The organism is Arthrobacter livingstonensis, assembly GCF_003219815.1.
GTDB lineage: Bacteria > Actinomycetota > Actinomycetes > Actinomycetales > Micrococcaceae > Specibacter > Specibacter livingstonensis.
Map to the genome: position 1 here is coordinate 369,311 of NZ_QJVD01000001.1, position 25,530 is coordinate 394,840.

The window sequence follows — 25,530 nt, forward strand, 5'->3', positions numbered from 1 at the left end:
ATTTCAACACGGCGTCAGTGTGCACCGGTCCAGTGGGCACTGTGTGCTGCGTCATAGTAAAGATGGTGTGAGACGGGAGGGGCCGTGGCCGGAAGGCCACAGCCCCTCCTGGTCTGTGATGCGTGTCTGGACCTAGGAGGTCCGGCCCACGCCGATGAATGCCACTCCGGTGGTGGGCAGCGGTTGGAAGCCCTTGAGCTTCTTGCCGTCCCAGGCGGTGGGGAGCTTGCGGTGGAAGATCGGGTACAGGGGGACGGCGTCGGCGATGATGTCAACGATTTCCTTGTACAGGACCTTGGCATCGGCGTCGGAGGCGGCGACGGCGGCGTTGAGCTTGGTCTGGACCTCCTTGTATTCTGCCGAGCCGCTCCAGGCGAAGCGGTTCTTGGCCCAGGTGTCGCCGCGGAAGAACCAGCTCAGCAGGATGTCCGCGTCGTTGCCGAAGACGGAGGGATCGCCGGGGGCGGCAACGACGTCGTACTTCAGTCCGCCGACCTTGTCCGGGGCGTACACGGCGGCCGAAGCCAGCGACTCCAGCGTGGTGTTGACGCCGATGGCGTCCCAGTTCTTCTTGATCAGCGGAGCGACGTCCTTGACCCATGCGGTGTCCGTGGTGGTCAGCGTCAGCTTCAGGTTCGTCACGCCGGCGGAGGCGAGGAGCGACTTGGCCTTCGCGGCGTCGAAGCCGTAGACGGTGGACGCCTTCTGGTAGGCCGGGTGCGTCGGCTGGAAGTACGACGAGGCGGCGGTGGCGTTGCCGAGCATGGCCGTCTTGATGATGGATTCCTTGTCCAGGGCGTAGTGCAGGGCCTGGCGGACTTCCTTCTTGTCAAAGGGGGCCTTGGACAGGTTGAACATCAGGAACAGCAGGCCGAAGGACTGGACGGACTCGACGTCGACCTTGTTCTTGAGCGCGTCAACGTCCAGGTAGGGGACGTCCTCGATGGCCTGGACGCGGCCGGATTGCATGGCTGTCACGCGGGCGCTGGCGTCGGCGAGCAGGAACCAGGTCATGTCCTTGGCCAGTGCCGGCTTCGGGCCGTTGTAGGCGTCGTTGCGGGCGAAGACGATCTTGTCGTCCTTGGCCGCGGAAACGAACTTGTACGGTCCGGTGCCCACGGGGTTGGCGTCGAAGGCCTTCTGGTCCTTCGCGGCCAGGGCCTTGGGGACCACCTTGACGACGGAGATGCGGGGGCCGAAGCCGGAAAACGGGGTGTTGAGCTTGAACTCGACGGTCTTGGCATCAACCTTCTTCACGGAGTCGATGAAGAAGATGAACTGGGCGAACAGGGCCGCGTTGGCGGGGTCCAGCACGCGTTCGAACGAATAGACAACGTCGTCGGTGGTGACGGCGGAGCCATCGTGGAACTTGGCGCCGTCGCGGATGGTGACCTGGTAGGTCTTATCGTCAATCTTTTTGGGATCCGAGGCCGCAAGGGCGTTGTAGGGCTCGCGCGTGGCCGGGTGCAGTTCCACCAGGCCTTCGAAGATGTGCAGGTTGGCGGCCAGCGGCGTTGCGCCCGAGGAACTCATCGGGTCGAAGCCGGTTGACAGTGAGTAGGAGATGCCGGCCTCAATGGAGAGGTCCTTGTTGACTGTGCCCGTGTTGGCTGCGCCCTTGGCCGTCGACTTCGACGGGCCGCCGCAGGCTGCCAGCGTGGCGGTGAATGCGGTTGCGGTTCCAAGGACGCCGGCGGCCTTGAGGAACGTGCGCCGCGACGCCTGGTTCAAAGGCAGGTTCTGAAGAGAGTTGCTCATTCGGTTGACTCACCATTTCGTTTGCTAGTTATCGGATGTAGGACGTCCGATGCTTATGAGGAAACTGTAATTGCCGTCACAGCAATTGGTCAAGTGCCATGTTGGTCTCGCTTTGGCAACAAGTTGGTCCCGCGCTGTTCCCGTGTTGGCCGGACTGGCCGCATTCGCCGATGGTGGCCCGCGGTGCGAACGGAAGGACATTGCATTCCCGTTCGGTCCCGCGCCCTTCCCTGTCGGCCTCGATCCGGCCCGAGTGGACGGGTGCTGTGGCCTGGGACGCAGCTGGATGTCGGCCTTTCGGGCCACGCTGTAGGCTAGTGGTGGGACATCCGATATTCTATGTTTTAAGTCACCATCGCCGGATTTCACCTACTAACGTGAGAAACGACACTTCACTCGCCAAAAACTAGGAGTTCCGTTGGCCACTTCCACAGTAGTACCGCGTGCACGTTTCAGTGCCCAAGTGCGCCTGCGCGCCCTACAGGCCGACATCATGGAGCTCATCCTGGACAGGGACCTGGATGCCGGCGACCCCCTGCCCACGGAGAATGAACTGTCCGAGGTCCTCGGCGTTGGGCGCAACACGCTGCGTGAATCGCTGAAGGTCCTGCAGGCGCTCGGGGTCATTGAAATCCGCCACGGCTTCGGCATGTTTGTGGCCCCCAGCAATTTTGACGCGCTGGCCGACGGCCTGACGTTCCGCGGCCGCCTGTCCCTGCGCCACGAGGGGCTTGAGGCGCTGCAGCTGGTGGACATCCGCCAGGCACTGGAGTCCGGCCTGATTGGCGGCTGCATTGGCCAGACCACCGCCCGGCAGCTGCTCCACATCGAGGAAGCGGTGGCCAAGATGGAAACGCTGGCCAGCCGCGGTGAAACCTTCACCGAAGCCGACGCCGAATTCCACCGGCTCCTCTTCGAGCCCCTCGGCAACGACCTCCTAATGAACCTGATGAGCGTCTTCTGGAAGGTCTACCGCAAGATCCACCTGGAAATCGGCATCACCACCACCGACCTGGTCCACACTGCAACCCAGCACCGTGCCATTTACGACGCGGTCGCCGCCAAGGACGCCGTCACCGCCTCGGAGCTCCTGAGCCGCCACTTTGACGGCATTCGCCACAAGATCAAGGAGTTCGTGGAAGCGAACTGACGACTCGTACGCGGGCCTGTCCGGTGTCGAGTCGTGCGCGCGGGCCTGTCCGGTGTCGAGTCGTACGCGTGGACCCGTCCTTTGTCGAGTTTGGTCCCGCGGGCGCGTCTGCGTCGTGCGAGGTTAGGGTCTGGCTGGGGAGCAAGGCTTGGCAGTCCCTCGGCGCCCACAGGGTCGGGGCAGGGCCGGTTACGGGCGCGACTCCTGGCAGGGCCGGTTACGGGCGCGACTCGGGGCAGGGCCGGTTATGGGCAAGACGGCGGATCCCGCCTATCCGGCAGCCCCGCCACGCTGAACCGGTGGCGGCCTGGGCCCAGCCCGGCTGGCCCGCCGGCGCTCCCAACATGAGGTAGACCGGTTCATCCCGTTGCCCCGAGAGCGGGGGCTGCCTGCTTGGCAAGGAGATGCCGCCCGGCTCCGGCGCCTGCCGGTCCCGGCGGCACCCTGCGAATGACGATGGCGGCACGCATCTGCCCGTGACGGCGGCGCCAGCCAGCCTATGTCTCCGGTGCCTGCCGGTCCCGGCGGTGCCCGCCTGCGACGGTGGCACGGATCCGCCCGTCCAGTGGGTCGTGGCGATTCGGGCACACGTGTGCTGGTGTCTGGTCCAAAAACGGCGTTCCAACTACCGGTCTGGAAGCTAACACCAGCCCCAGGTGCTAACACCAGCCCCAGACGCTGGCACCAGCTTGAGGGGTCAGCGTCCGAGCCGCCGGTGCGGAACCATCAACCGCACCTCTTCTGGGCCTTGCCCGTACTTTGCCCGCCAACCCGCCAGGCTCCCAACCAGCTGACTCCGGCCTGGGTGTTTAAACAAATGAGTCCCAAGCCGAAGCCCGGGACTCATTCCTGCAAAGTGCGCGCGAAGGGATTCGAACCCCCAACCTTCTGATCCGTAGTCAGATGCTCTATCCGTTGAGCTACGCACGCATGTTCAGTTTCTTTTACTTTCGACCCTCGGGCCGTGAATAACTCTAACCTGTTCACGGCTGTGTGTACAAATCGAAAGTCCGGTGCTCCCCGGCACTATACCGGTCTAGGTGATCTGTCTCACATCTCGCGCAGGCGGCAAAGCATTAAATCACCGGATTCTAGGCATTGCAGGAAGGAGGCATGGCCGTAGGTCCCATGTCCAATGCCCGAATACACCGATTTTCGGGCCATAGCATTTAGACACACCACTGACCCAATGAAGGGATACAAGATGGGCCACGCGCCAGTGCAGGATTCTGTTGAGCAGGCAATGACCACCCACCCCGGCCTCGCCGCCTGGGTCGCTGAGATTGCGGAGCTCACCGGGCCGGAGGAAATCCATTGGGTTGACGGGTCCGAGCAAGAGTATGCGGCGCTCACGCACGAAATGGTGGAAGCCGGGACGCTGACCAGGCTGAACCCGGAGCTGTTCCCGAATTCCTTCGCGGCGTTCTCAGATCCCAAGGATGTTGCCCGCGTTGAAGGCCGCACCTTCATCTGCTCCGAAAAGAAGCACGATGCCGGCTTCACCAACAACTGGATGGATCCAGCGGAGATGAAGGCGATCCTGAAGGACCGTTTCGCCGGCAGCATGCGCGGACGGACCATGTACGTCATCCCGTTCGTCATGGGCGCGCTCGACGCCGAAGACCCCAAGTTCGGGGTCGAAATCACCGATTCCGCCTACGTGGTCGCCTCCATGCGCATCATGGCCCGCATCGGCACCGACGTGCTGCGCCAGATCGAACTGACCAACGCGTTCTTTGTCCCGGCACTCCACTCCGTCGGTGCGCCGCTGGAACCGGGCGACAAGGATGTTGCCTGGCCGTGCAGCGATGAAAAGTGGATTGTGCACTTCCCGGAAGAGCGCTCCATCTTCTCCTACGGCTCCGGCTACGGAGGCAACGCGCTGCTGGGCAAAAAGTGCTTTGCCCTGCGCATCGCCTCCGTCATGGCCCGCGACGAAGGCTGGCTGGCCGAGCACATGCTCATCCTCAAGCTCACCAGCCCGGAGAACAAGTCCTACCATGTGGCCGCGGCGTTCCCGTCGGCCTGCGGCAAGACGAATCTGGCTCTCCTGGATCCGACCATTCCGGGCTGGAAGGCCGAGACACTGGGCGATGACATCAACTGGATGCGCTTTGGCAAGGAGGGCGAGCTGCGGGCAGTCAACCCCGAGGCCGGGCTGTTTGGCGTGGCTCCCGGCACCGGCTGGTCCACGAACCCTAACGCCATGGCGGCCATCTCCAAGGGCAACTCCATCTTCACCAACGTTGCGCTCACCGACGACGGCGGCGTGTGGTGGGAGGGCATGACCGACGAGGTCCCCGCCCACCTCACGGATTGGCGGGGCAACAGCTGGACACCCGCGTCCGGCCACCCCGCCGCGCACCCCAACTCCCGCTTCTGCACGCCCATCGACCAGGTGGACATGCTCTCAAAGGACTATTTCTCCCCGGAGGGTGTGGAAATCAACGCCATCCTGTTTGGCGGGCGCCGCAAGACCACCATCCCGCTCGTGACGCAGGCCCGCGACTGGAGCCACGGCATCTTCATGGGTTCCACGCTGTCCTCGGAGACCACCGCCGCAGCATCCGGCGCCGTCGGCGTCGTGCGCCGGGACCCCATGGCCATGCTGCCGTTCATCGGCTACGACGCCGGGGACTACCTCAAGCACTGGCTGGACCTTTCGGCGAATGGCAACCAGGCCCGGCTGCCCAAGATTTTCCTGGTCAACTGGTTCCGCCGCACCTCCACCGGCGGCTTCGCCTGGCCCGGATTTGGTGAGAACAGCCGCGTGCTCAAGTGGGCCATCGAGCGCATCGAGGGCACGGCAGACGCGGTCGAGACGCCGATCGGGTATGTCCCCACCCTCGCCTCCCTGGACCTGAGCGGCTTGGAGGTCGCGGCGTCGGACGTTGAAGAGGCACTAAGGGTGGTTCCTGCCGAATGGGAAGAGGAACTGAAGGGCATCGAGGAATGGTACGCCCGTTTTGGTGATTCCCTCCCGGCTGAGATGGCCGGCCAGCTCGCCGAGCTGAAGGCCCGCTTCGCCGCCTATTAAACAACTAAGACGCAGTAGTTGCTGAAAATGATTCCGTTTTCAGCAACTACTGCGTCTTAGTTGGGGTTGCTAGTTCGCGCCGGCGAGCCAGAGATCGGGGCCAAACACCTCGTAGTGGATCTTCGCGGCCGGGATCCCGGCGTCGATGGCCTGGTTGCGGATGGCCTTCATGAACGGCAGCGGCCCGCACACGTACATGGAGGCGTCCGCCGGTAGGTCCAATCCCGACAGGGTCATGAACCCGGTGTTGAATCCCTCTGTGGGTTCCTCCAGCCACAGCTGCAGTTCGGCGCCGTCGAGGGCGTCAACGTCACCGGTCATCTGCTCGCGCAGCGCCCAGGCCTCAAGGTTCTTTTCGGCGTGCAGGACCATGACTTCGCGGCCGGAACCGTTGGCGGCCAGGGAGCGCAGCGCCGATGCGGACGGCGTGCAGCCGATCCCTGCCGTGGCAAACACGACCGGTCCGTCGCTGTCGTCCAGCGTGACATCGCCATAGGGGTTGGAAAGCTCGACGACGTCCCCCACCAACACGTCCCGGTGCAGGACGGGCGAGACCTCGCCGCCGTCGTCGCGCTTGGTGGTGAACACCCGGTGTGTGGTTGATGCGGCATCGGCGGAGAGGGAGTACTGGCGGCACTGAAGCAGGCCGTCCGGCAGTGCCACCTTCACCGAGACATACTGGCCGGGCCGGCCGGCCGTGACGGGAGTGTCGTCGGCGGGCTCAAGCACAAATGTTATGCAGTCGGTGCCGGCCGGGTTCTTTTCCACCACGGTCCACGGCATCCACATCTTGTCATTGGCCTGCAGGGCGTAGAGGCCCTTTTCAATCTTGATCATGGCGTTGGCCATGAGCCAGTACACCTCGGTCCAGGCCTCGGCGATCTCGGCCGTGATGACGTCGGCCAGCTCCTCGGCAATGGCCTCGAACAGGTACTTGTACACAATGTCGTACTGGTCCTCGGTGATGCCGAGGGAGGTGTGCTTGTGGGAGATGCGGCTGAGCATCTGTTCCGGGATGACATCAGGATTGGCCACGAGGGCGGAGGCGAAACCGGCGATGGAGCCGGCCAGCGCCTTTTGCTGCTCGCCGTTGTTTTGGTTGGCGCGGCTGAACAGTCCGTCCAAAAGCTCGGGGCGGGCGGCAAACATGCGGCTGTAAAAGTTTGGCGTGATGGCACCCAGGCGGGAACCCACCAATGGCAGTGTGGCTTCTATCAACGGGCGGGATTTTTCCGAAAGCATCGTTACTCCTTGGGCTGCATTGCGGCTGATAGTCCCAAAGTAGCATTTCAAATGCGACATTTAAGTTAAATAAAACCATCCATTTCTACAAGACGTAGAAAAATTGCCGGGACGGCGCGGATCAGGCCAGCCGGGACGTGAGCAAGGTCACCTCGACGGGCTCGGGGGAAGGCGCACGGACGAGGCTGGCGACCGTCACATTGTCCAGCGAAGCGTAGAATGCCTCCCTGGCCAGGGTGAGTGCCCCGCGCAGGCCGCACCCATGCGCCAGGGGGCAGTCACCCATGTCGGTCTGGCAGTCGGCAACGTCCTGGCGGTCGTCCAGAATGCGCAGCACGCCGCCCACCGTGGCGGCCAGGCCGGCATCCGAGATGCGGACCCCGCCGGCCCGCCCGCGGACAGCCTCCACCAGGCCCATCTGGCGCAGCTTCAGGACCGCCTTGCTGACATGGTTGTACGGCGTGCCCACGGCATCGGCAATGGTGCGGGTGGTCAGCAGCTCCCGCTCCGTGGACAGCACCATGAGCACGCGCAGGCTCACATCGGAAAACGCGTTGATCCGCACCGGCTAGGCCCAGATTTGTTTCTCGCCCGGTTCCAGGAAGGGATTGCCAAAATCCCACCCGCCGGGCGTCTGCCGGTATGGGCGCACGGCGGAGACGCTCACGCCGCTGCTGTGCTCGGCCATGACGTGGATGGCGTCCGTGGAATCGTCCGGCAAATGAATGTCGCACACGACGGCGGCCGCCCGGTTTTGTCCCTTTTGTTGCGTGAGAGCCTCAACGAGGTCCGCGATCATCGCATCCGCGTCCAGCTCGGTTTCCGCCTCGCCGGCCCCACCGTTGGGTGAGGTGGGGGAGACGGCCACCAGACTGATGTCGCCGTCGTTGCTGACCACAAGACCCACGGGCACGAAGGCGCCATGGCTCTCGATCTGGTCGCCGGCAACACCCAGGGCGGTGCCGATCAGCTTGTTCAGGTCTTCCTGGACCAGCCTGTCGGCTTCGCCATCGGCTGTCCCGGGTGTCCCGGAAGCGGTGTTTTCATCCATTGAATGCTCCTGAAAATTTGTTGGGATTCGGGGCTACTGGCGGACCAGTTCCAGCACGGCATCGCGGATGTCCGCCATGGTGACGGCGTCCACGGCCTCGGCGTTCAGACGTAGGAACGGCTCGGTGTTGGAGGCGCGCAGGTTGAACCACCACGTGCCGTCGGCGGCGGTGAAGGTGAGCCCGTCGAGCTCGTCGATGGTGACGTCGTCGCGCGTGTAGGCGGCGCGCACCCGGGCCACGGCGGCCGGGACGTCGGCGAGCTGGGAGTTGATTTCCCCGCTGGCGGCGTACGGCTCGTATTCGCGGCCCAGCTCGGACAACGGGCCCTCCTGCTCGCCGAGGGCGGCCAGGACGTGCATGGCGGCCAGCATGCCGGTGTCCGCGTTGAAGAAGTCGCGGAAGTAGTAGTGGGCGGAGTGCTCGCCGCCAAACACGGCCCCTTCCTCGGCCATGCGGGCCTTGATGAAGGAGTGGCCCACGCGGGTGCGGACGGGGCGGCCGCCGTCGTGCGCGATCAGTTCCGGCACGGCGCGGGAGGTGATCAGGTTGTGGATGACGGCGGGGTGTTCCTCCCCTCCCGCCTGGGCGCGGGCGATCTCGCGGCGGGCCACCAGCGCAGTGACGGCCGACGGCGAAACGGGTGCGCCGAGCTCGTCGATGACAAAGCAGCGGTCCGCGTCGCCGTCGAACGCGAGGCCGATGTCCGCGCCATGCGCAACGACGGCGGCCTGCAGATCGCGCAGGTTGGCCGGCTCCAGCGGGTTGGCCGGATGGTTCGGGAAGGTGCCGTCCAGTTCAAAGTAGAGCGGAACGATCTCGAAGGGCAGGCCCGGCAAAAGAGTGTCGCCGAGGACGGCGGGGGTGGTCATGCCGGCCATGCCGTTGCCGGCATCCACCACAACCTTCAGCGGGCGGGAACCGGAGAGGTCAACGAGGTTGCGCAGGTATTCCGAGTACTTTTTCAGCACGTCGGTGGCCGCAATGGTGCCGGCGCCGGTGGCAGCGGGGATGCCCTCCGCCAGGTACTTTTGGGCCAGGTCCCGGATGTCCATCAGGCCGGTCTCGGAGGAGACGGGAACGGCGCCGGCCTTGGCCATTTTCATGCCGTTGTATTCGGCCGGGTTGTGGCTTGCCGTGAACACTGCGCCGGCTGCGTTCAAGGCGCCGCAGGCAAAGTACAGCTCATCGGTGGAGATCAGGCCCAGCAGCTGGACACGGGCCCCGCGCCCGGAAGCACCTTCGGCAAAGGCCTGTGAAAAACCGGGGGACGAAGGACGCATGTCCCCGCCCACCAGAACGGTCTCGCCGTTCAATCCCAGCACGTCTACAAACGCGGCGCCAACGGCCCGGACGGAGTCGGCCGTGATGGTCTCGCCCACAATGCCTCGCACGTCGTAGGCCTTGAACGAGATGGACAGGTCAACGGGTACATTTTCTGCAGTAGTCACGCCTCCATGCTACCGGGCGCCATGCCGGGGCGCAGGGAAGCGGCGGGACTCATGAAAAGTGCCCGGGCTGGTTGTCCACAGTCTCGCGTTGTCCACAGATCGCTGCCGACGTGCCCGTGATTGGGCAGGGTGCCGGCCCCCACTGGAATACTGGGGGACATGACACCAAGCCAGTCCCCGCTCCAGCAGCCCACCGCCGTCACGGATCCTGCCGTCCAGGATCCTGCATCCACCCGCGATCAGGCGTTGGTGGTTCTGCGCAATTTGGTGGGGCGTGCCGATGCGGATTTCCATGACGGCCAGTTTGAGGCGATCGAGGCGCTGGTCGACGCCGGGCGCCGCGCACTGGTGGTTCAGCGCACGGGCTGGGGGAAATCGGCCGTGTACTTTGTCGCTTCGCTGCTGTTGCGTGCCCGCGGCGCCGGCCCCACGCTGATTGTGTCGCCGCTGCTTGCCCTGATGCGGGACCAGGTGGCGGCCGCCGAGCGTGCCGGTGTGCGGGCCATGGCCATCAACTCCGCCAATGCCACCGAATGGGACCTGGTCTCTGCCGCGTTGGCCGCCGACGAGGTGGATGTGCTGCTCGTGTCCCCGGAGCGGCTCACCAATCCGTCGTTTCGTGAAAACCAGCTGCCCACCCTGATCCGGCGCACCGGCCTGCTGGTCATTGATGAAGCCCATTGCATTTCCGACTGGGGCCACGACTTCCGCCCGGACTACCGCCGCATAGCGGACTTGATTGCCCAGCTGCCCGCGTCGGTTCCTGTGCTGGCGACGACGGCCACCGCCAATTCGCGGGTGGTTGCGGACATTGAGGAACAGTTGGGCACCGGCGTGTTCACCATCCGCGGCCCGCTGGCCCGCAAGTCGCTGCGGCTGGGCGTTCTGCGGCTGTCGGATTCGAGGGACCGCCTGGGTTGGCTGCTCACACACCTGGCCGAGCTGCCGGGCAGCGGCATCATCTATACCTTGACGGTGTCCGCCGCCGAGGACACGGCGCGCCTGCTGGCAGAGGCCGGGCACGTGGTGCGCTCCTACACCGGCAGAACCGACCCCATGGACCGTGAATCACTCGAGGAGGCGCTGAAGAACAACCAAGTCAAGGCGCTGGTGGCCACGAGCGCCCTGGGCATGGGCTTCGACAAACCGGATCTGGGGTTTGTGGTCCACCTCGGAGCCCCGTCGTCCCCGGTGGCGTACTACCAGCAGGTGGGCCGTGCCGGCCGCGGCAGCGCGAACGCCGATGTCCTGCTGCTGCCCGGCAGCGAGGACAAGGACATCTGGCAGTACTTTGCCACGGCCTCCATGCCTTCCCAGGAGAAGGCCATGGCTGTTTTGGGGGCCTTGGGGGAGGCCGCCAGACCCATGTCCACACCTGCACTGGAGGCCCGGGTGGACTTGCGCCGCACGCCGCTGGAACTGCTGCTGAAGGTGTTGGCCGTGGACGGGGCAGTGCGGCGGGTATCCGGTGGGTGGGAGTCCACCGGACAGCCTTGGGCCTACGACGCCGAGCGGTACCAGCGCATTGCCCAGGCCCGTGTCGATGAGCAGGATTCGATGGTTGAATATGAACAGATGACCGGCTGTCGCATGGAGTACCTGGCCGCCGCGCTGGACGACTCCACGGCCGCGCCGTGCGGCCGCTGTGACGGCTGCGCCGGGCGTTGGTTCCCCACGGAAATCGGCTCCGGCGCCGCGGCCGCGGCCAGCGAATCGTTGAGCCATGCCGGGCTGCCCGTTGACCCGCGCACCCTGTGGCCCACCGGCATGGACAGTCTCGGCGTGCAGGTCAAAGGCAAGCTCAAGCCGGAGGAGCAGGTGGGACCCGGGCGGGCGCTGGCCAGGCTGACGGACCTTGGCTGGGGCAATGCGTTGCGGGCCAGGTTTGCCGCCGGCGCCCCGGACGCGCCCGTCGACCCGGCCATGGCGCAGGCCGTGGTCGCCGTCCTGCGCGACTGGGGGCAGGCACGCTGGGCGGGCCAGGGGCGTCCGGTCGCCGTGGTGGCCATGCCGTCGCGGAGCAAGCCGCAGCTGGTGGGCTCGCTGGCGCAGGCCATGTGCGAGATCGGCCAGCTGCCATATCTGGGTCAGCTGTCGCTGGAATTTGGCGGTCCCACGGGCGAACGCGGCGGCAACAGCGCGTACCGGCTGGCCGGGGTGTGGGACAGGTTCAGTGTGGGCCCGGACCTGGCCGCCGCCATCGCGTCCTACGGCGGCGGACCCGTGTTGCTCATTGACGACCTGGTGGACAGCCGCTGGACCCTGACCGTGGCCGGCCGCGCCCTCCGCCAGGCCGGCGTGGGCCAGGTCCTCCCGCTGGTGCTCGCCCAGGCCGGGTAACCAAGGCGGCGGAGCCAGCATTCACTCGGCTGGGCCCGCGAGCGTGAGGGCCCGCCGCAGGGGCCCACTGCCGCGAGGGACCCCCTGAGAGCTTGCGAGCAGTGGGAGCGCTTGGGGACTATTCGACTGACGGCCGCGGGCGGCCTTGCAGTCTCCTTTACGCGGTCTACGTGAACACCAACCCCGCCGCCATGTTGCGTGGGGATACATCGCCGCCCGGCAGCCTGCGCCATCGCGGCGTTGCCTACAGTCCGACGGGGCGCAGGCGGAGGGCCTGCATGCCGCCGTCGACGGCGATGGAGGTGCCGGTGGTAGAGCCGGAGAGCGGGCTGGCCAGGTAGGCCACGGCGCCGGCTACTTCTTCCGCGCTGACCAGGCGGCCATGCGGCTGGCGGGCGTTCAGGGCTTCCCGTTCGGCTGCAGGGTCCGGGGAGGCGTCCATGAGCCGCCGGATCCACGGGGTGTCGGCCGTGCCCGGGTTCACGGCGTTGACACGCACGCCCTCGCGCAGGTGGTCGGCGGCCATGGCCTGGGTCAGAGAGAGCACGGCGCCCTTTGTGGCGGAATACAGGGCGCGTTGCGGGAGCCCGGCGGTCGCTGCGATCGAGCAGGTGTTCACGATGGCGGCGGCCGGAGATTTGCGCAGGTGCGGCAGGGCGGCCCGTGCCACACGGACCATGCCGACCACGTTGATGTCCCACACCCGGTGCCATTCGGCGTCGTCGTTGGACTCAACGGTGCCCTGGGCGCCAATGCCGGCGTTGTTGATCACGACGTCCACGCCGCCAAACGCCGCCACGGTGCCTTCAATGGCGGCCTTGACGGAGGCGTCGTCGGAGACGTCGCAGGCAAAGCCGAGCTGGCCGGCAGGCAGCCCGGCCGGGTTCAGGTCAAGGACCGCCACGGAGGCGCCCATGCCCTGGAGCCTGGCCGCGATCGCGGCGCCGATGCCGGAGGCGCCGCCGGTGACAATGGCGGTGAGATTGGTCATTTCCTGGCTCATTTAGGCCTCCCGGGCGGTAGCTGCGGTGTTTGTGGGTCCAGCGCCGGCACGGAAGAATTCCTGGCGCTGGCGGCCCAGACCGGCAATTTCAAGTTCCACCACGTCGCCGTCCTGGAGGTACGGGAACCGGCCGGAGAGCGCGACTCCCTCGGGGGTGCCAGTGAGAATGACGTCACCGGCCTCGAGCACCATATATTGGCTCAGGTGGTGGATGACGGTGGGGACGTCAAAAATCAGGTCAACGGTGTTGGAATCCTGGCGCGGCTGGCCATTGACCCAGCTGCGCAGCTGCAGCGCACCGGCGTCGACCTCGTCGGCGGGCACCAGCCACGGACCCAGCGGTGTGGACTTGGGCAGGGACTTGCCTTTGGTCCACTGCCCGGCAGCACCCGGGATCTGGTACTCACGCTCGGAAAGGTCATTGGCAATGACATAGCCGGCCACGGCGCCGGCGGCTTCCCCAACGCTGGACAGGTAGCTGACGTCGCGGCCAATGACCACAGCGAGTTCCACCTCCCAGTCATACCTGGCCGACAGCGGCGGGATGGGAGAGGCATCGAACGGGCCGGCCACGGTGTTGTTCGGCTTGAGAAACACCACCGGAATGGTGGGCGGTGCGGCCCCGGACTCGGCGGCGTGCGCCGCGTAGTTCATGCCGATGCACACGACGTTGTTGGGCCGTGCCAGCGGGGAACCGATCCGCAGGGCGCCCGCGCCTTCCAGCTCGGGGAGTTCACCGCGGACGACGGCCTCACGCAGCCTCGCGATCCCGCCCCCGGCCAGGAAGGCTCCGTCAATGTCGTGGGTGAGGGGCCGGGCATCGTAGCTGCGCTCCACCCCGTTGGAACCGGTGGCGATGACAACGGGGACTTCCCGCCCCTGCCCGCCAAGACGTGCAATCTTCATGAAAATGAATCCTCGTAAGTTTGAAATCAGGGATGTCCGTGGTCGGTGCGAATCACTTCGATCCGGCCTTAACATCTGAGCTTTCAATCAACAATACTCACATGTTTGGGGAATTTCGTCATTAATTGCTCTATTGACATTCAAAACATCAGATGTTTAGCTTGCGTTAGATTTTTTGGTTCCGTGACAATTTTGAGGAGCAGTCCTGTGAGTACAGTCATCGCGGTGGAGACGAGCGACGTCCGCTTTCCCACGTCGCGGCAGTTGGACGGCTCTGACGCCATGAACCCGGACCCGGATTACTCCGCGGCGTACCTGCGCGTTGTCACGGACAGCGGTGACGGCCTCGAAGGCCACGGTTTTGTGTTTACCATCGGTCGCGGCAACGATGTGGCGACGGCTGCCATCACAGCACTGACCCCCTACCTCCTCGGCCGCAACGCCGAAGGTCTGCTGGCAGACATGGGCGCCACTTACAGGGAGCTCATTAACGATTCGCAACTGCGCTGGCTGGGCCCGGAAAAGGGCATCATGCACATGGCCATCGGAGCCGTCATCAACGCGCTCTGGGACCTGAAGGCCAAGCGCGCCGGCCAGCCGCTGTGGCAGCTTCTGGCCCAGATGACACCCGAAGAGCTCGTGGACCTGGTGGACTTCCGCTACATCAGCGACGCCCTGAGCCCCGATGAGGCACTCCGGATTCTGCGCGACGCCGTCCCCGGCCGGGCGGAGCGCACCTCAACACTGCTGGCCGAAGGCTACCCGGCCTACACGACGACGCCGGGATGGCTGGGCTATTCGGACAAGAAACTGACGCGACTGGCCAGGGAGGCCGTCGCCGACGGATTCAAGCAGATCAAGCTCAAGGTTGGTGGCAACCTCGAGAACGACGTGCGCCGGCTGCGTGCCGCGCGCACCGCCGTCGGGCCCAACATCGGAATTGCCGTTGACGCGAACCAGCGTTGGGGCGTGGCCGAGGCCATCGAATGGATGGCCCACCTGGCCCCCTTCAACATCGCGTGGATTGAGGAACCGACCAGCCCGGACGACATTCTCGGGCATGCCGCGATCGCCCGCGGTGTTGCCCCGATCCCGGTGGCCACCGGCGAGCACGTGCAAAACCGGGTCATGTTCAAGCAGATGCTCCAGGCAGACGCACTGCAGGTGCTGCAGATTGACGCCGCCCGCGTGGCCGGGGTCAACGAGAACGTTGCCATCTTGCTCCTGGCTGCCAAGTTCGGCGTCCGCGTTTGCCCTCATGCCGGCGGCGTGGGCCTGTGCGAGGCCGTCCAGCACCTGTCCATGTTCGACTTTGTGGCGGTGTCGGGACAAAAGGATGACCGCATGATCGAGTTCGTTGACCACCTGCACGAGCACTTCGTCACCCCGATACACGTCCACGATGGCTGCTACTGGCCGCCGCTGGCCCCGGGCGGCGGCAGCGAAATGCTGCCAGGGGTGATAGAAACCTTCGGGTTCCCGCACGGGCCAGTCTGGTCCGGACACGTGGCCGCCGAGGCGGTTTGCGCCTAAGCCCCACCCCTGAAATTTCATCAAATCAGCAATAAACGACCCGTATGGAGGAACTATGCGCAAAGAAGCGTTGTTGGCCGGAGTTTTGGCCCTGGGACTGCTCGGAGTGACAGGCTGTGGCAGCGGCAGTGAGCCGTCGAACGCCGGTGGCAAGACAGACATGACATGGGCCATGTGGGTCGGCGGGACGGCTGACCAGGACGCATGGCAAAAGGTTGCCGACACCGTCAACTCGAAGGTCCCGGACGTCCACATCACCCTCCAGGGATCAACGTTCGCTGACTACTTCACCAAAATGAGCACCCAGCTCAGTTCCAATTCGGCCCCGTGCCTGGTGGCAGTCCAAAGCCTGCGCACGACAGCCTTGAAGGACGGGCTGTTGCCCCTCGACGACCTGGTGAAGAAAAACAATGTCAATCTGGCGGACTTTGACAAATCGATGATTACCGGGCTTTCGGCTGACGGAAATCTGTACGGACTGCCATACGACGTCGGTCCCATGGTCATGTTCTACAACAAGGACAAGTTCAAGGCTGCCGGGCTAGCCGACCCCAAACCAGGCTGGACCACCGAGGAGTTTCTGGCTGATGCCAAAAAGCTCTCGGGAGCAGGCAAGTACGCCATCGCCCAGAACTCCGCTGACCTTAATATTGAATCTCAGGTATTGGCCTACAACGGCGGCCGGGTGGTCGGCGCCGATGGCACCATCAACGCCTCGGATCCCCAGTTCGCCAAAGGACTGCAGTGGGTATCCGACCTGACAAATGTTGAGAAGGTGGCCGCACCGATTGCCGGCGGGGACTCATCATTTGGCAACAACGAGTTCCTGGCGGGCAGTACCGCCATGAACATTGACGGCCCGTGGTCGCTCCTTGACGCGAAGGCAAAGGCAAAGTTCAATGTGGGCATCGTAACGCTGCCGGCCGGCTCCGGCGGGACGGCAACATTTAGTGCCGGCAGCGGTTGGGGAATCTCCAAGAACTGCAAGACCCCGGACCAGGCCTTTAAGGCGCTCGAAACCATGACCGGGCCCGGCATGCTCGGCGAACTTGCCACTGCGGGCCGGGCATTGTCCGCGCGCACCGCCGAGCAGGCCAACTGGTTTGACCATGCCGCCATTCCCGGTGCGGACGCCACCATCAAGGCTGCCTCGACCACCGCCGTTCCGATGCCAAGCAGCCCCAACAGCGATCAACTGGGTCAGCTGTTCAACCAGTATCTGGTGAAGTCGTTCAACGGCCAGGATTCCGCTGCCGGAGTCATGAAGGACATCGCCAGCCAGCTTCCGCAGTAGGTGGGTGGTTCCGATGCAGACGAATTCGGCATGGCGAGTCCTGCCGCGACGAGACTTTGTGGAAGAGGTAGTCAGAGATGGCGATTCAAGCAAGCCCGGGCCTGAAAAGGTCCGACGCGCCCGATCCAGAACCCGACGGGCAGAAAAGGCCGGCCGTGTCCGTCAGGCGGCGGGCGGCTCGGAAGGATTCCGGTGGGCTCGGCCGGCAGACGGCTTGGGGGCCGTTCTTCGCCCTGCCACATGGTGTAGGTCTGGCACTCTTCACACTGCTGCCCATAGGGGCGTCATTGTGGATCAGCCTGCACAACTGGCCCATGATGGGCCAGCAGAAATGGCTGGGGCTCGGAAACTATCAACACCTCTTGGCCGACCCCATCTTTGGACAGGTGGTGCTGAACACCCTACTGTTCGTGGTGCTCTACGTTCCGATGAACCTGGTGGTGTCGCTGGGGCTGGCAGCCTGGCTGACACCAAAGATCAAGGGACGGCACATCTTCCGGATCATCTTCTTCATTCCGGCCATTACCCCGGTCGTGGCCAACGTGGTGGTCTGGCGGATGCTGTACCAGCCAGGCGGCCTCATTGACGGACTGATGCAGTCAACCCTGGGAATCCACGCGCCAAACTTTCTCGGCGACGAACATTGGGCCATGTTTTCCATAGTGGTCATGAGCGTTTGGCAGGGATTCGGCTACAACATGCTCATTTTTTCCTCAGCACTGGACGCTGTGCCCGAGAGCCTCACCGAGGCGGCGGAACTGGACGGGGCCCGGCCCTGGACGGTGTTCTATCGGATCAAGCTGCCCATGATCTCGCCGTCGATCTTTTTCGCCACCATGATGACGCTCATAACGTCGTTTCAGGTTTTTGCCCAACCGTTCATCATGACCAAGGGCGGCCCGGGAACCTCAACCTCCACCATCGTCCTTTTTATCTACAACCAGGGGTTCCAATTTCACCAGCTGGGCATGGCGTCAGCTGCCGCGTGGGTCCTGTTCGTGATCATCCTGGGCATCACCGCGGTCCAGTTCCTCGGCCAGAAAAAGTGGGTGCACTATGACGCATGAAGCGACGGCTCTCGCCCCCGGAAAGAGCGAACGGCCCAAGCTGCCATCGCAGGGCCCAATGGCAAAGCGACACCGGTCCGGGCCCGGCCGCATTCGACAGGCCATAGGGTATGGCATCCTCTGCCTGATCGCACTGGCCTTCCTTTCGCCGCTGATTTACATGCTGGCAACATCACTCAAGCCGCCGGCAGACGTCTTCAGCATCCCGCCAACACTGATCGGCTCCTCCATCCGCTGGAGCAACTACTCCGAGGCCCTGACGTACATGCCGTTCCTGAAATTCATGGGTAACGGCCTCTTGGTGGCAGTGCTTGGAACCGCGGTGAACCTGATCGTGGCCGCCTTGTCCGGTTACGCATTCTCCCGGCAGCGCTGGCGTGGACGGAATCTTGTCTTCATGGTCTTTCTGGCGACGCTGATGATCCCACAGGAAGTCCTGGTGGTGCCGATGTTCGTCATGATGCAGAAGATGGACTGGGTCAATACCTTTCAGGCACTGATCATTCCGTGGGCATTCACGGCGTTGGGTGCGTTCCTGCTGCGGCAGTTCTTCATGGGAGTGCCACAGGAGCTCGACGACGCCGCAAGGGTGGACGGTGCCGGAACCATCAAGACATTCCTCCTGGTCATGGTGCCCCTGGCCAAGCCAACGATGGCAGTTCTGGCCGTTTTCAGTTTTATCAGCTACTGGAATTCGTTCCTTTGGCCACTTATCGTCATCAACGATGTTAACGACCTGGGCACCATTCCGCTTGGCCTGCAGATGTTCTTTGGCCAGCAGGGCAGCCAGTGGCATTTGGTGATGGCCGCTTCGGTCATCTCTATGGCACCGACCTTTGTGCTATTGGTGCTGCTGCAAAAACACTTGGTCAAAGGCATCGTGACCAGCGGCCTGGGCGGCCGTTAAACAGCCCGAAACCAGCTACAACAAATCAATGACAACCGCTCTGCAACGAGGAGAAACCCCATGATTCCGCACGCACCCTGGTTCACTGAATCCCGATTTGGCATGTTCGTCCACTGGGGGCTGTATGCCCTGCCCGCCCGGCACGAATGGGTGATGAACAGGGAACGCATCGCCGGGGAAGACTACGAAAAGTACTTCGACCACTTCGACCCGGACCTGTATGATCCGCGTGAATGGGCGCTTGCAGCCAAGAATGCCGGCATGCAATATGTTGTCCTGACCACCAAGCACCACGAGGGGTTCTGTCTCTGGGACTCCGCCCTGACCGACTTCAAGGCCACGAAAACACCTTCCGGCCAAGACCTGGTGGGGCAGTATGTGGACGCCTTGCGCGACGCCGGGTTGAAGGTTGGCTTCTGCCACTCGTTGATCGACTGGCACCATCCCGACTTCACCATTGACGGTGTCCACCCGCAGCGCGACAACCCGGACGCAGGGCAGCTCAATGTGGGCCGTGACATGGCTCGATACCGGGACTACCTGCACGGCCAGGTCCGGGAGCTGCTGACCAACTATGGGCAGATCGACTACCTGTTCTTCGACTTCTCCTACGTGTCCGAGGACCACCAGGACGTCTGGGGCGGCAAGGGCAGTGACGCGTGGGGCTCCGTTGAATTGCTGGAGATGGTCCGTGAGCTTCAGCCCGGCATTATTGTCAATGACAGGCTGGACATTCCTGGCGACTTTGTCACTCCGGAGCAGTATCAACCGTCGGGGCCCATGGTGGTGGACGGTGAGGAGGTTCCTTGGGAGGCCTGCCAGACTCTTAACGGCAGCTGGGGCTATGACCGCGACAACTTGGACTATAAGTCCGTGGACCTGCTGGTGCGGATGCTGGTTGACGGTGTCTCGAAGGGCGGGAACCTGCTGCTCAATGTCGGTCCCACAGGACGAGGCAATTTTGATCCCCGGGCCGTCGAGTCGCTGCGCGGAATTGGTGATTGGATGCGCCTGCACTCCCGTGCCGTCTACGGCGCCGGAGAAGCGGACTGGACTCCGCCGGCGGACGCCCGTTATACGCGACGGGGCGATCATCTCTACCTGCACCTCTTTGCGTGGCCCTTTGAGTACGTGCACCTGCCCGATCTGGCCGGCAAGGTGGCCTACGCCCAGCTGCTCAACGACGCCTCGGAGGTGGCTATGCAGGAGCTTGGCCCCGACCGGGCAGCCATCAACACCGCCCAAGGCGGGCAGCCCGCCGGGACCCTGACCTTGAAGTTGCCCGTGCGGCGCCCCGACGTCGCGCTTCCCGTCATCGAACTCTTTTTGAATCCGGGGGCGTAGCTTGTCCGAAACCATCGCCCTGCACACCCGCCTGAAACCGGGGAAAGAGGCTGACTACGACGCCGTCCACGCACGGATCAGCGGCGAGCTTGACCACGCCCTGCGCGCCGCCGGCGTCACCGGCTGGAATATCTGGCGCAGCGGCCGCGAGCTTTTCCACGTGGTGAGGGTCTCCGAATACCAGGCCATGCGCAGGCAGCTCGCCGCCAACCCGGTGAACATCGCATGGCAGGCCGTCATGGCGGAACTCCTCGAAGTGGAGGACGACTATTCCGGTACTGACAGGGGACTGGCGAAAGTGTGGGAACTGCCATGAGGGTCGGCGTTCCGCTGCGTGGCCGGCTGGGCCGTTTGGGGTTTGGCGGCGCAGGCATCGGCAACTTGTACCGCGCCATGGACGACGCCGTTGCTGCCGCCACCTTGGGAGCGGCCTGGAATGCGGGCATCAGGTACTTTGATACCGCGCCCCACTACGGGCTGGGTCTGTCGGAGCGTCGCCTGGGTGCGTTCTTGGCCACAAAGCCGCGGGGGGAATTTTTCATTTCCACCAAGGTCGGCCGCATGCTGGAGCCCGTGGAGAACCCGTCCGGTGCCCGCGACGGAGAGGGCTTTGTCGTGCCTGCAGACACCGTGCGCCGCTGGGACCCCACCGAAGCCGGAATTCGCCGCAGCATTGAGGAGTCGCTTTGTCGTCTGGGCCTGGACCGGATCGACATTGCGTACCTGCACGACCCCGATGTCTACGACCTGTCCGCCGGGATCAACCAGGCGCTGCCGGCGTTGGAAAAACTCCGTGCCGAAGGACTCGTGGGGGACATTGGCGTGGGGGCCAACTCGGCCGATGCGCTGCGTGACTGCATTTTGGGGGCCGACCTCGACGTGATCATGCTGGCGGGCAGGTACACGCTCCTGGAGCAGCCTGCCGCCACGGAATTGCTGCCTCTTTGCGTCGAACGGGGCGTGGGCGTGGCCAACGGGGGGGTCTACAATTCCGGACTGCTGGCACGCCCCGTGGTCCCCGACGACGCCCACTACAATTACGTGCCTGCGCCTGCGGGTATTCTGGCAAGGGCCCAGGCACTGGCTGCCTGTTGCGGCGAATTCGGTGTTGAACTGCCGGCCGCCGCTTTGCAGTTTGCGCTCAACCACCCTGCCGTATGCACGGTTGTTGTGGGCGCCTCCAACGCCGAACAGATGGCCCAAACAGCGCAGCGCATGGCGGCGGACATCCCGGCCGGGCTTTGGGACACGTTGGTGGACCGGGGGCTGCTCGCCAAGGAACTCGTCCATGGTTGAGCTGGCCGCAACCATGCCAGCCTCCGCCATGGCGGGCTAAACGGCGCAGGTGGGAGACGGCGTCGTGCGCCTTGATTCCCACCTGCACCTGTGGGAAGTGGGGGAGGGGCGGTACCCCTGGCTGGGGCCGCAACACGGTCAGCTGTACCGAACGTATTCGGTGCAGGAGGCGCGTGAAACGCTGGCTGCGGCAGGCGTCCAGCGCGCCATCTTGGTACAGGCGGATGACACCGCCGCGGACACGGAGGCCATGCTGGCCCATGGAAACGCCCATGAGTGGATTGCCGGGGTGGTGGGGTGGCTGCCGCTGGAGGATCCCGCTGCCGCCGCCGCCATGCTGGAAAAGTGGCGGGCGCACACTAAGTTTTGCGGCGTGCGGACCCTGATCCATGACGACCAGCGGCCCGACGTGCTCGGGCTGGCGCCGGTGCGCGAATCCCTGGGACTGCTGGCTGTCGAGGGGATCCCCTTTGAGGTTCCGGATGCGTTCCCACGGCATCTCGGCCAGGTTGCCGCACTGGCCACCGAGCTGCCGGAGCTGACGGTGGTGGTCGATCATCTGGGGAAGCCGCCGCGGGCGGGTTCAGGGGGAGAAATGTTCCCCTGGGAACGGCAGCTGCGCGCGGTGGCCGCCCTGCCAAATACGGTGGCGAAGGTGTCCGGACTGCACTGTGGTGGGGTCGAATTCTCTGCTGGTTCCCTGACCCGGGTCTGGGACATTGCCCTGGAGGCCTTCGGGCCCAGCCGGCTCATGTTCGGCGGCGACTGGCCGGTGAGCCTGCTCGGGGCACCCTACGCGGAGACCACGGCTGTGCTGGCGTCGCTCATCGGTTCACTCAGTCTGGACGAGGCTGCAGCGCTCTGGCACGCAACGGCAGAGCGGGTTTACTCCCGCTGAATTTCCGAGTCAGGGGGAGTCTAGAGAGCCTGGCGCAGCCAGTTCTCCACGCCGCTGATGTGCACTGTGAGGAGGGCGCGGGCCAGCTCGGCGTCGCCGCGTTCCAGTGCCTCGATGATGGAGTTGTGTTCGGCCAGGGTGCGATCCACAGCCCTTTCCTGCGTGAGGCCGCGCCAGATGCGTGCCCGGACGGTGCTGCTGGACAGCGCATCCAAAATGCTGCTCAGGTAGGAGTTGTTGGCCGCGGCGGCGATCAGTCCGTGAAACACCAGATCGTGCTCCACGAGGGATTCAACGCTCGTCGCCTCACTGATGTCCTCCATAGTGGCACGGAGGGCGGCGAGCTGTTCGAGCGAAATGCGCCCGGCGGCAATTGAGGCCGCTGCTGGTTCAAGAATGCGCCGCACTTCAAAGATGTCCAGGATGGACTTGTCCTGGTGCAGGTCCACGATGAACGTCATGGCCTCGGTGAGCAGCTTGGGCTCCAGGCTGGTCACGTAGGTGCCGTCGCCGCGCCGCACATCCAGCACCCGGATGATCTCCAGCGCCTTGACGGCCTCGCGCAGGGAACTGCGGGACAGGCCCAGCTTTTCGCTCAGTTCCTTCTCCGGCGGCAGCCTGTCGCCCGCGGACAGTTCGCCGGAAAGGATCATGTCCTTGATCTTGGTGATCGCCTCGTCTGTAACAGCCATGGGTCAATTGTATTGGTCTGATGTTTGTCCGGGTGGCACCGGGTGGCACCGGGCGGGACGCCAAAAAGGCACCCCCGAATTCCTCGGGAGTGCCTTTATGTGATGCGGAGACGGGGGGATTTGAACCCCCGGTGGAGTTGTGCCCCACACTTCATTAGCAGTGAAGCCCATTCGGCCGCTCTGGCACGTCTCCAGCACTGGCCAGGGTAGAAGCCCCTGACCAGCATCCCAAACTTTACCTAGTGGAAGGGGTACAAAGCAAAACGGGCACGGCGGCGCACAATGACTGGCGGACGGGGCCCTTTTTCTACAGTCCGCCCGTCAGCGCCCGCCACAGGAATTCGTGCGACGCCGTGTGGAGCCGCGCCGCCTGCGCATTGTTTCCGGCACCCGCGTGGCCACCTTCAAGGGCCTCGTGGAACCAGACGGGAATCCCGAGCCCCTCCATCCGGGCCGCCATCTTTCGCGCCTGCACCGGACCCACGCGGTCGTCGGACGTGGCGGTCCAAATGAAGGCCGGCGGGTAGGAGAGGTCGCCGCGCAGCAGGTGGTACGGGGAAAACGTTTTGATGAACTCCCATTGTTCGGGCACATCCGGGTCGCCGAATTCGGCAATCCAGGATGCCCCGGCGGAAAGCTTCGTGTACCGGCGCATGTCCAGCAGCGGCACCCCGCAGGAAACAGCCCCGAACAGCTCGGGATATTGCGTGAGCATATTGCCCACCAGCAGCCCGCCGTTGCTGCCGCCCGCGCAGCCCAGGTGTTCCGGCCGGGCCACCCCGCGGGCCGCCAGGTCGCGGGCCACCGCGGCAAAGTCTTCATAGGCCCGGTGGCGGTTTTCCTGAAGTGCCGCAGTGTGCCAGCCCGGCCCGTATTCGCCGCCGCCGCGGATGTTCGCCACCACGTACACGCCGCCGCGCTCCACCCCGTCAACCACCGTCCGGCGCTCCAGCCAGGTGCGCCCCACGGCCCCGCTGTAGGCCGGCGTCCGCGAAATCTCAAAGCCGCCGTACCCGCCCAGCAGCGTCGGGTTGCCGCCGTCGAACACCAGATCCCCGGGCCCCACCTGGAAATACGGGATGCGCGTTCCGTCCTCGGACACGGCAAAGTGCTGTTCCACCGTGTACCCCGCTTCGTTGAAGAACGACGGCGACGCCCGCACCATCGAGGCCGGCCCGCCCGCGACGTTGGCAGAGCCCGCGCCGTCCGCAGAGCCGGTGCCGGGGGAGTGGGCGCCAGGGGCGGCAGCCCCGCCGGCCAGGGTGCCGCGGTACACCGTGGACGGGGTGAGGAACCCGGTGGCGACGAGCCAGTAGTCGTTGCCGCACACCTCGTCCTCGTCGTCGACGGCGTGGGCGTCCACGGAGTGCAGCGGCGGGCAGGCGTCAAGTTCAACGGAAGCCCAGCCGCGGGACGGGTCCAGGACCAGGATCTTGGACGAGACGTCGTCGAGCAGGTTCAGCAGCAGGAAGTCCCGCGTCCAGCTCCACGACTGCAGGGACTGCGTGGGCGTCGGTGCAAAGATGGTGCGCACGCCGCGGTCCCCGGCCAGGAACGCGTCCAGCCCAATGGCCAGCAGCGTCCCGGCCGCATGCGTCGCGCCGGAGACACCGCCGACGGCCCAGTCCGTGCGCGGGCGCAGCAGCAGCCACTCCCTGTGCAGCGAGACGTTCATGTCATCGGGGACGTCAAGGTGCACCCAGTCGTCGCCCACCCGCAGGTAGCTGCGGGAGTTGAAGAAGTCCAGGACGTCGTAGGCCAGGTCGCGTTCAAAGCCGGGCGTGCTGTCATGGGACACACCGCCGCTCAGGTGGTCCAGCGGCACGGAGTACAGCGGCGCCTTCGCCGCCAGTTCCGCCAGGGTCTCGCCGCGGCGCAACACCCGGGCTGCTGCCGGGTAGGAGGATGACGTCATGGAGCCGGCGCCCGTGTCGGTGCCCACGTACAGTGTGTCCGCATCAACCCAGGTCAGGCTCGTCTTCGCCGTCGGAAGTTCAAAGCCACCGGGCACAAACCCGCGCGCTGGCAGGTCAAATTCGCGGTAGGTGACGGCGTCGCCGCCGTCCGGGGACAGGGCGACCATGGCGCGCCGGTATTCCTCCCCGGCCGCGGGCCGCAGCAGCGAGGCACCGGCCCACAGCCACTCCGCGCCCTCAGCCGCGCTCAGCGCGTCAACGTCGAGGAGAAGCTGCCAGTCCGGGGTGCCGGAAGCGTAGCTGTCCCAGTCCGTGCGCCGCCACAGCCCCCGCGGGTTCGCCTCGTCCCGCCAAAAGTTGTAGTACCAGTCCCCGCGCTTGGTGACCATGGCAATGCGGTCCCGGGAATCGAGCACCTCCAGCACGGAGGCCTCGAGCGCCGTGTACGCCGGGGTCACCAGCGCGGCGTCGGTGCGGGCGTTGCGCTCCCGGACCCAGGCCATGGCATCCTGGCCGCGGATGTCCTCGAGCCAGAGGAATTCGTCGTCGGGCTGCCCGGCGATGTCGGGCTGGTCTGGGGCGTCTGGGGATGTGTGGTTCATGCACCAATCCTAGGCAACCCGGCGCGGGGCCATCAGTTAAGCTCA

General features: G+C 64.9%; 20 protein-coding genes and 2 tRNA genes. 11 read left to right on the top strand and 11 right to left on the bottom strand.

Annotation, left to right across the window (positions count from 1 at the left end; all coding sequences use genetic code 11):
* Positions 1-132: 132 nt before the first annotated feature.
* On the bottom strand, positions 133-1,758 hold the full coding sequence (locus tag CVV68_RS01760) for an ABC transporter substrate-binding protein (protein ID WP_110499277.1): 1,626 nt from the start codon (positions 1,756-1,758) through the stop codon (positions 133-135).
* Positions 1,759-2,176: 418 nt separating this feature from the next.
* Here CVV68_RS01760 and CVV68_RS01765 point away from each other — a divergent pair, with 418 nt between their 5' ends.
* A complete protein-coding gene (locus tag CVV68_RS01765; RefSeq protein ID WP_110499278.1) occupies positions 2,177-2,908 on the top strand; it encodes a FadR/GntR family transcriptional regulator in 732 nt (243 codons plus the stop codon).
* 857 nt (positions 2,909-3,765) lie between these two features.
* Here the strand turns inward: CVV68_RS01765 and CVV68_RS01770 are convergent.
* Positions 3,766-3,838, bottom strand: a tRNA-Arg gene (locus CVV68_RS01770).
* Positions 3,839-4,112: 274 nt separating this feature from the next.
* Here CVV68_RS01770 and CVV68_RS01775 point away from each other — a divergent pair.
* On the top strand, positions 4,113-5,945 hold the full coding sequence (locus tag CVV68_RS01775) for a phosphoenolpyruvate carboxykinase (GTP) (protein ID WP_110499279.1): 1,833 nt from the start codon (positions 4,113-4,115) through the stop codon (positions 5,943-5,945).
* A gap of 69 nt (positions 5,946-6,014) precedes the next feature.
* Here CVV68_RS01775 and CVV68_RS01780 read toward each other — a convergent pair whose 3' ends face one another.
* The 4 genes from CVV68_RS01780 to CVV68_RS01795 all read right to left on the bottom strand — a co-directional run bounded on the left by CVV68_RS01780 (position 6,015) and on the right by CVV68_RS01795 (position 9,687).
* The gene (locus tag CVV68_RS01780; protein ID WP_110499280.1) at positions 6,015-7,187 is read right to left on the bottom strand and encodes a globin domain-containing protein; all 1,173 of its coding nucleotides are present in this window, start codon (positions 7,185-7,187) and stop codon (positions 6,015-6,017) included.
* 121 nt (positions 7,188-7,308) lie between these two features.
* Positions 7,309-7,752 carry an RrF2 family transcriptional regulator gene (locus tag CVV68_RS01785; RefSeq protein WP_110499281.1) on the bottom strand — a complete coding sequence of 148 codons (444 nt, stop codon included), beginning with the start codon at positions 7,750-7,752 and terminating at the stop codon, positions 7,309-7,311.
* 3 nt (positions 7,753-7,755) lie between these two features.
* Positions 7,756-8,238 carry a hypothetical protein gene (locus CVV68_RS01790; protein ID WP_110499282.1) on the bottom strand — a complete coding sequence of 161 codons (483 nt, stop codon included), beginning with the start codon at positions 8,236-8,238 and terminating at the stop codon, positions 7,756-7,758.
* Between the two features lie 33 nt (positions 8,239-8,271).
* Positions 8,272-9,687, bottom strand: a complete 1,416-nt coding sequence (locus CVV68_RS01795; protein WP_110499283.1) for a phosphomannomutase/phosphoglucomutase — start codon at positions 9,685-9,687, stop codon at positions 8,272-8,274.
* Positions 9,688-9,846: 159 nt separating this feature from the next.
* On the opposite strand from CVV68_RS01795, the gene CVV68_RS01800 reads away from it, so the two are divergent.
* Positions 9,847-12,027 carry a RecQ family ATP-dependent DNA helicase gene (locus CVV68_RS01800; protein ID WP_110499284.1) on the top strand — a complete coding sequence of 727 codons (2,181 nt, stop codon included), beginning with the start codon at positions 9,847-9,849 and terminating at the stop codon, positions 12,025-12,027.
* A 244-nt stretch (positions 12,028-12,271) separates the two neighbouring features.
* Here CVV68_RS01800 and CVV68_RS01805 read toward each other — a convergent pair whose 3' ends face one another.
* A complete protein-coding gene (locus CVV68_RS01805) occupies positions 12,272-13,030 on the bottom strand; it encodes an SDR family NAD(P)-dependent oxidoreductase (protein WP_110499285.1) in 759 nt (252 codons plus the stop codon).
* Positions 13,031-13,936 (bottom strand): fumarylacetoacetate hydrolase family protein, encoded by a 906-nt coding sequence (locus CVV68_RS01810; RefSeq protein WP_211320686.1) that lies wholly within the window; start codon positions 13,934-13,936, stop codon positions 13,031-13,033.
* Between the two features lie 207 nt (positions 13,937-14,143).
* On the opposite strand from CVV68_RS01810, the gene CVV68_RS01815 reads away from it, so the two are divergent.
* The 8 genes from CVV68_RS01815 to CVV68_RS01850 all read left to right on the top strand — a co-directional run bounded on the left by CVV68_RS01815 (position 14,144) and on the right by CVV68_RS01850 (position 22,275).
* A complete protein-coding gene (locus CVV68_RS01815; protein WP_110499286.1) occupies positions 14,144-15,469 on the top strand; it encodes an L-fuconate dehydratase in 1,326 nt (441 codons plus the stop codon).
* Between the two features lie 55 nt (positions 15,470-15,524).
* The gene (locus CVV68_RS01820; protein WP_110499287.1) at positions 15,525-16,763 is read left to right on the top strand and encodes an ABC transporter substrate-binding protein; all 1,239 of its coding nucleotides are present in this window, start codon (positions 15,525-15,527) and stop codon (positions 16,761-16,763) included.
* 77 nt (positions 16,764-16,840) lie between these two features.
* Positions 16,841-17,830, top strand: a complete 990-nt coding sequence (locus CVV68_RS01825) for a carbohydrate ABC transporter permease (RefSeq protein ID WP_110499288.1) — start codon at positions 16,841-16,843, stop codon at positions 17,828-17,830.
* A 58-nt stretch (positions 17,831-17,888) separates the two neighbouring features.
* Positions 17,889-18,737, top strand: coding sequence for a carbohydrate ABC transporter permease (locus CVV68_RS01830; protein WP_110499289.1), 849 nt, complete (start codon positions 17,889-17,891; stop codon positions 18,735-18,737).
* 60 nt (positions 18,738-18,797) lie between these two features.
* On the top strand, positions 18,798-20,081 hold the full coding sequence (locus CVV68_RS01835) for an alpha-L-fucosidase (protein WP_110499290.1): 1,284 nt from the start codon (positions 18,798-18,800) through the stop codon (positions 20,079-20,081).
* Between the two features lies 1 nt (position 20,082).
* Positions 20,083-20,397, top strand: a complete 315-nt coding sequence (locus tag CVV68_RS01840) for an L-rhamnose mutarotase (protein WP_211320687.1) — start codon at positions 20,083-20,085, stop codon at positions 20,395-20,397.
* Positions 20,394-21,377: an aldo/keto reductase gene (locus tag CVV68_RS01845; protein ID WP_110499291.1), complete on the top strand. Its 984-nt coding sequence runs from the start codon at positions 20,394-20,396 to the stop codon at positions 21,375-21,377. Before CVV68_RS01840 ends, CVV68_RS01845 begins: the two co-directional genes overlap by 4 nt.
* A 64-nt stretch (positions 21,378-21,441) precedes the next feature.
* Entirely contained in the window at positions 21,442-22,275 is an 834-nt protein-coding gene (locus tag CVV68_RS01850; RefSeq protein ID WP_170133053.1) for an amidohydrolase family protein, read from the top strand.
* Positions 22,276-22,295: 20 nt separating this feature from the next.
* Here the strand turns inward: CVV68_RS01850 and CVV68_RS01855 are convergent, their stop codons facing one another.
* The 3 genes from CVV68_RS01855 to CVV68_RS01865 all read right to left on the bottom strand — a co-directional run bounded on the left by CVV68_RS01855 (position 22,296) and on the right by CVV68_RS01865 (position 25,485).
* Positions 22,296-22,967, bottom strand: a complete 672-nt coding sequence (locus CVV68_RS01855) for a FadR/GntR family transcriptional regulator (protein ID WP_110499293.1) — start codon at positions 22,965-22,967, stop codon at positions 22,296-22,298.
* 105 nt (positions 22,968-23,072) lie between these two features.
* Positions 23,073-23,160, bottom strand: a tRNA-Ser gene (locus tag CVV68_RS01860).
* 114 nt (positions 23,161-23,274) lie between these two features.
* Positions 23,275-25,485, bottom strand: a complete 2,211-nt coding sequence (locus tag CVV68_RS01865; RefSeq protein ID WP_110499294.1) for a prolyl oligopeptidase family serine peptidase — start codon at positions 25,483-25,485, stop codon at positions 23,275-23,277.
* Positions 25,486-25,530 lie beyond the last annotated feature (45 nt).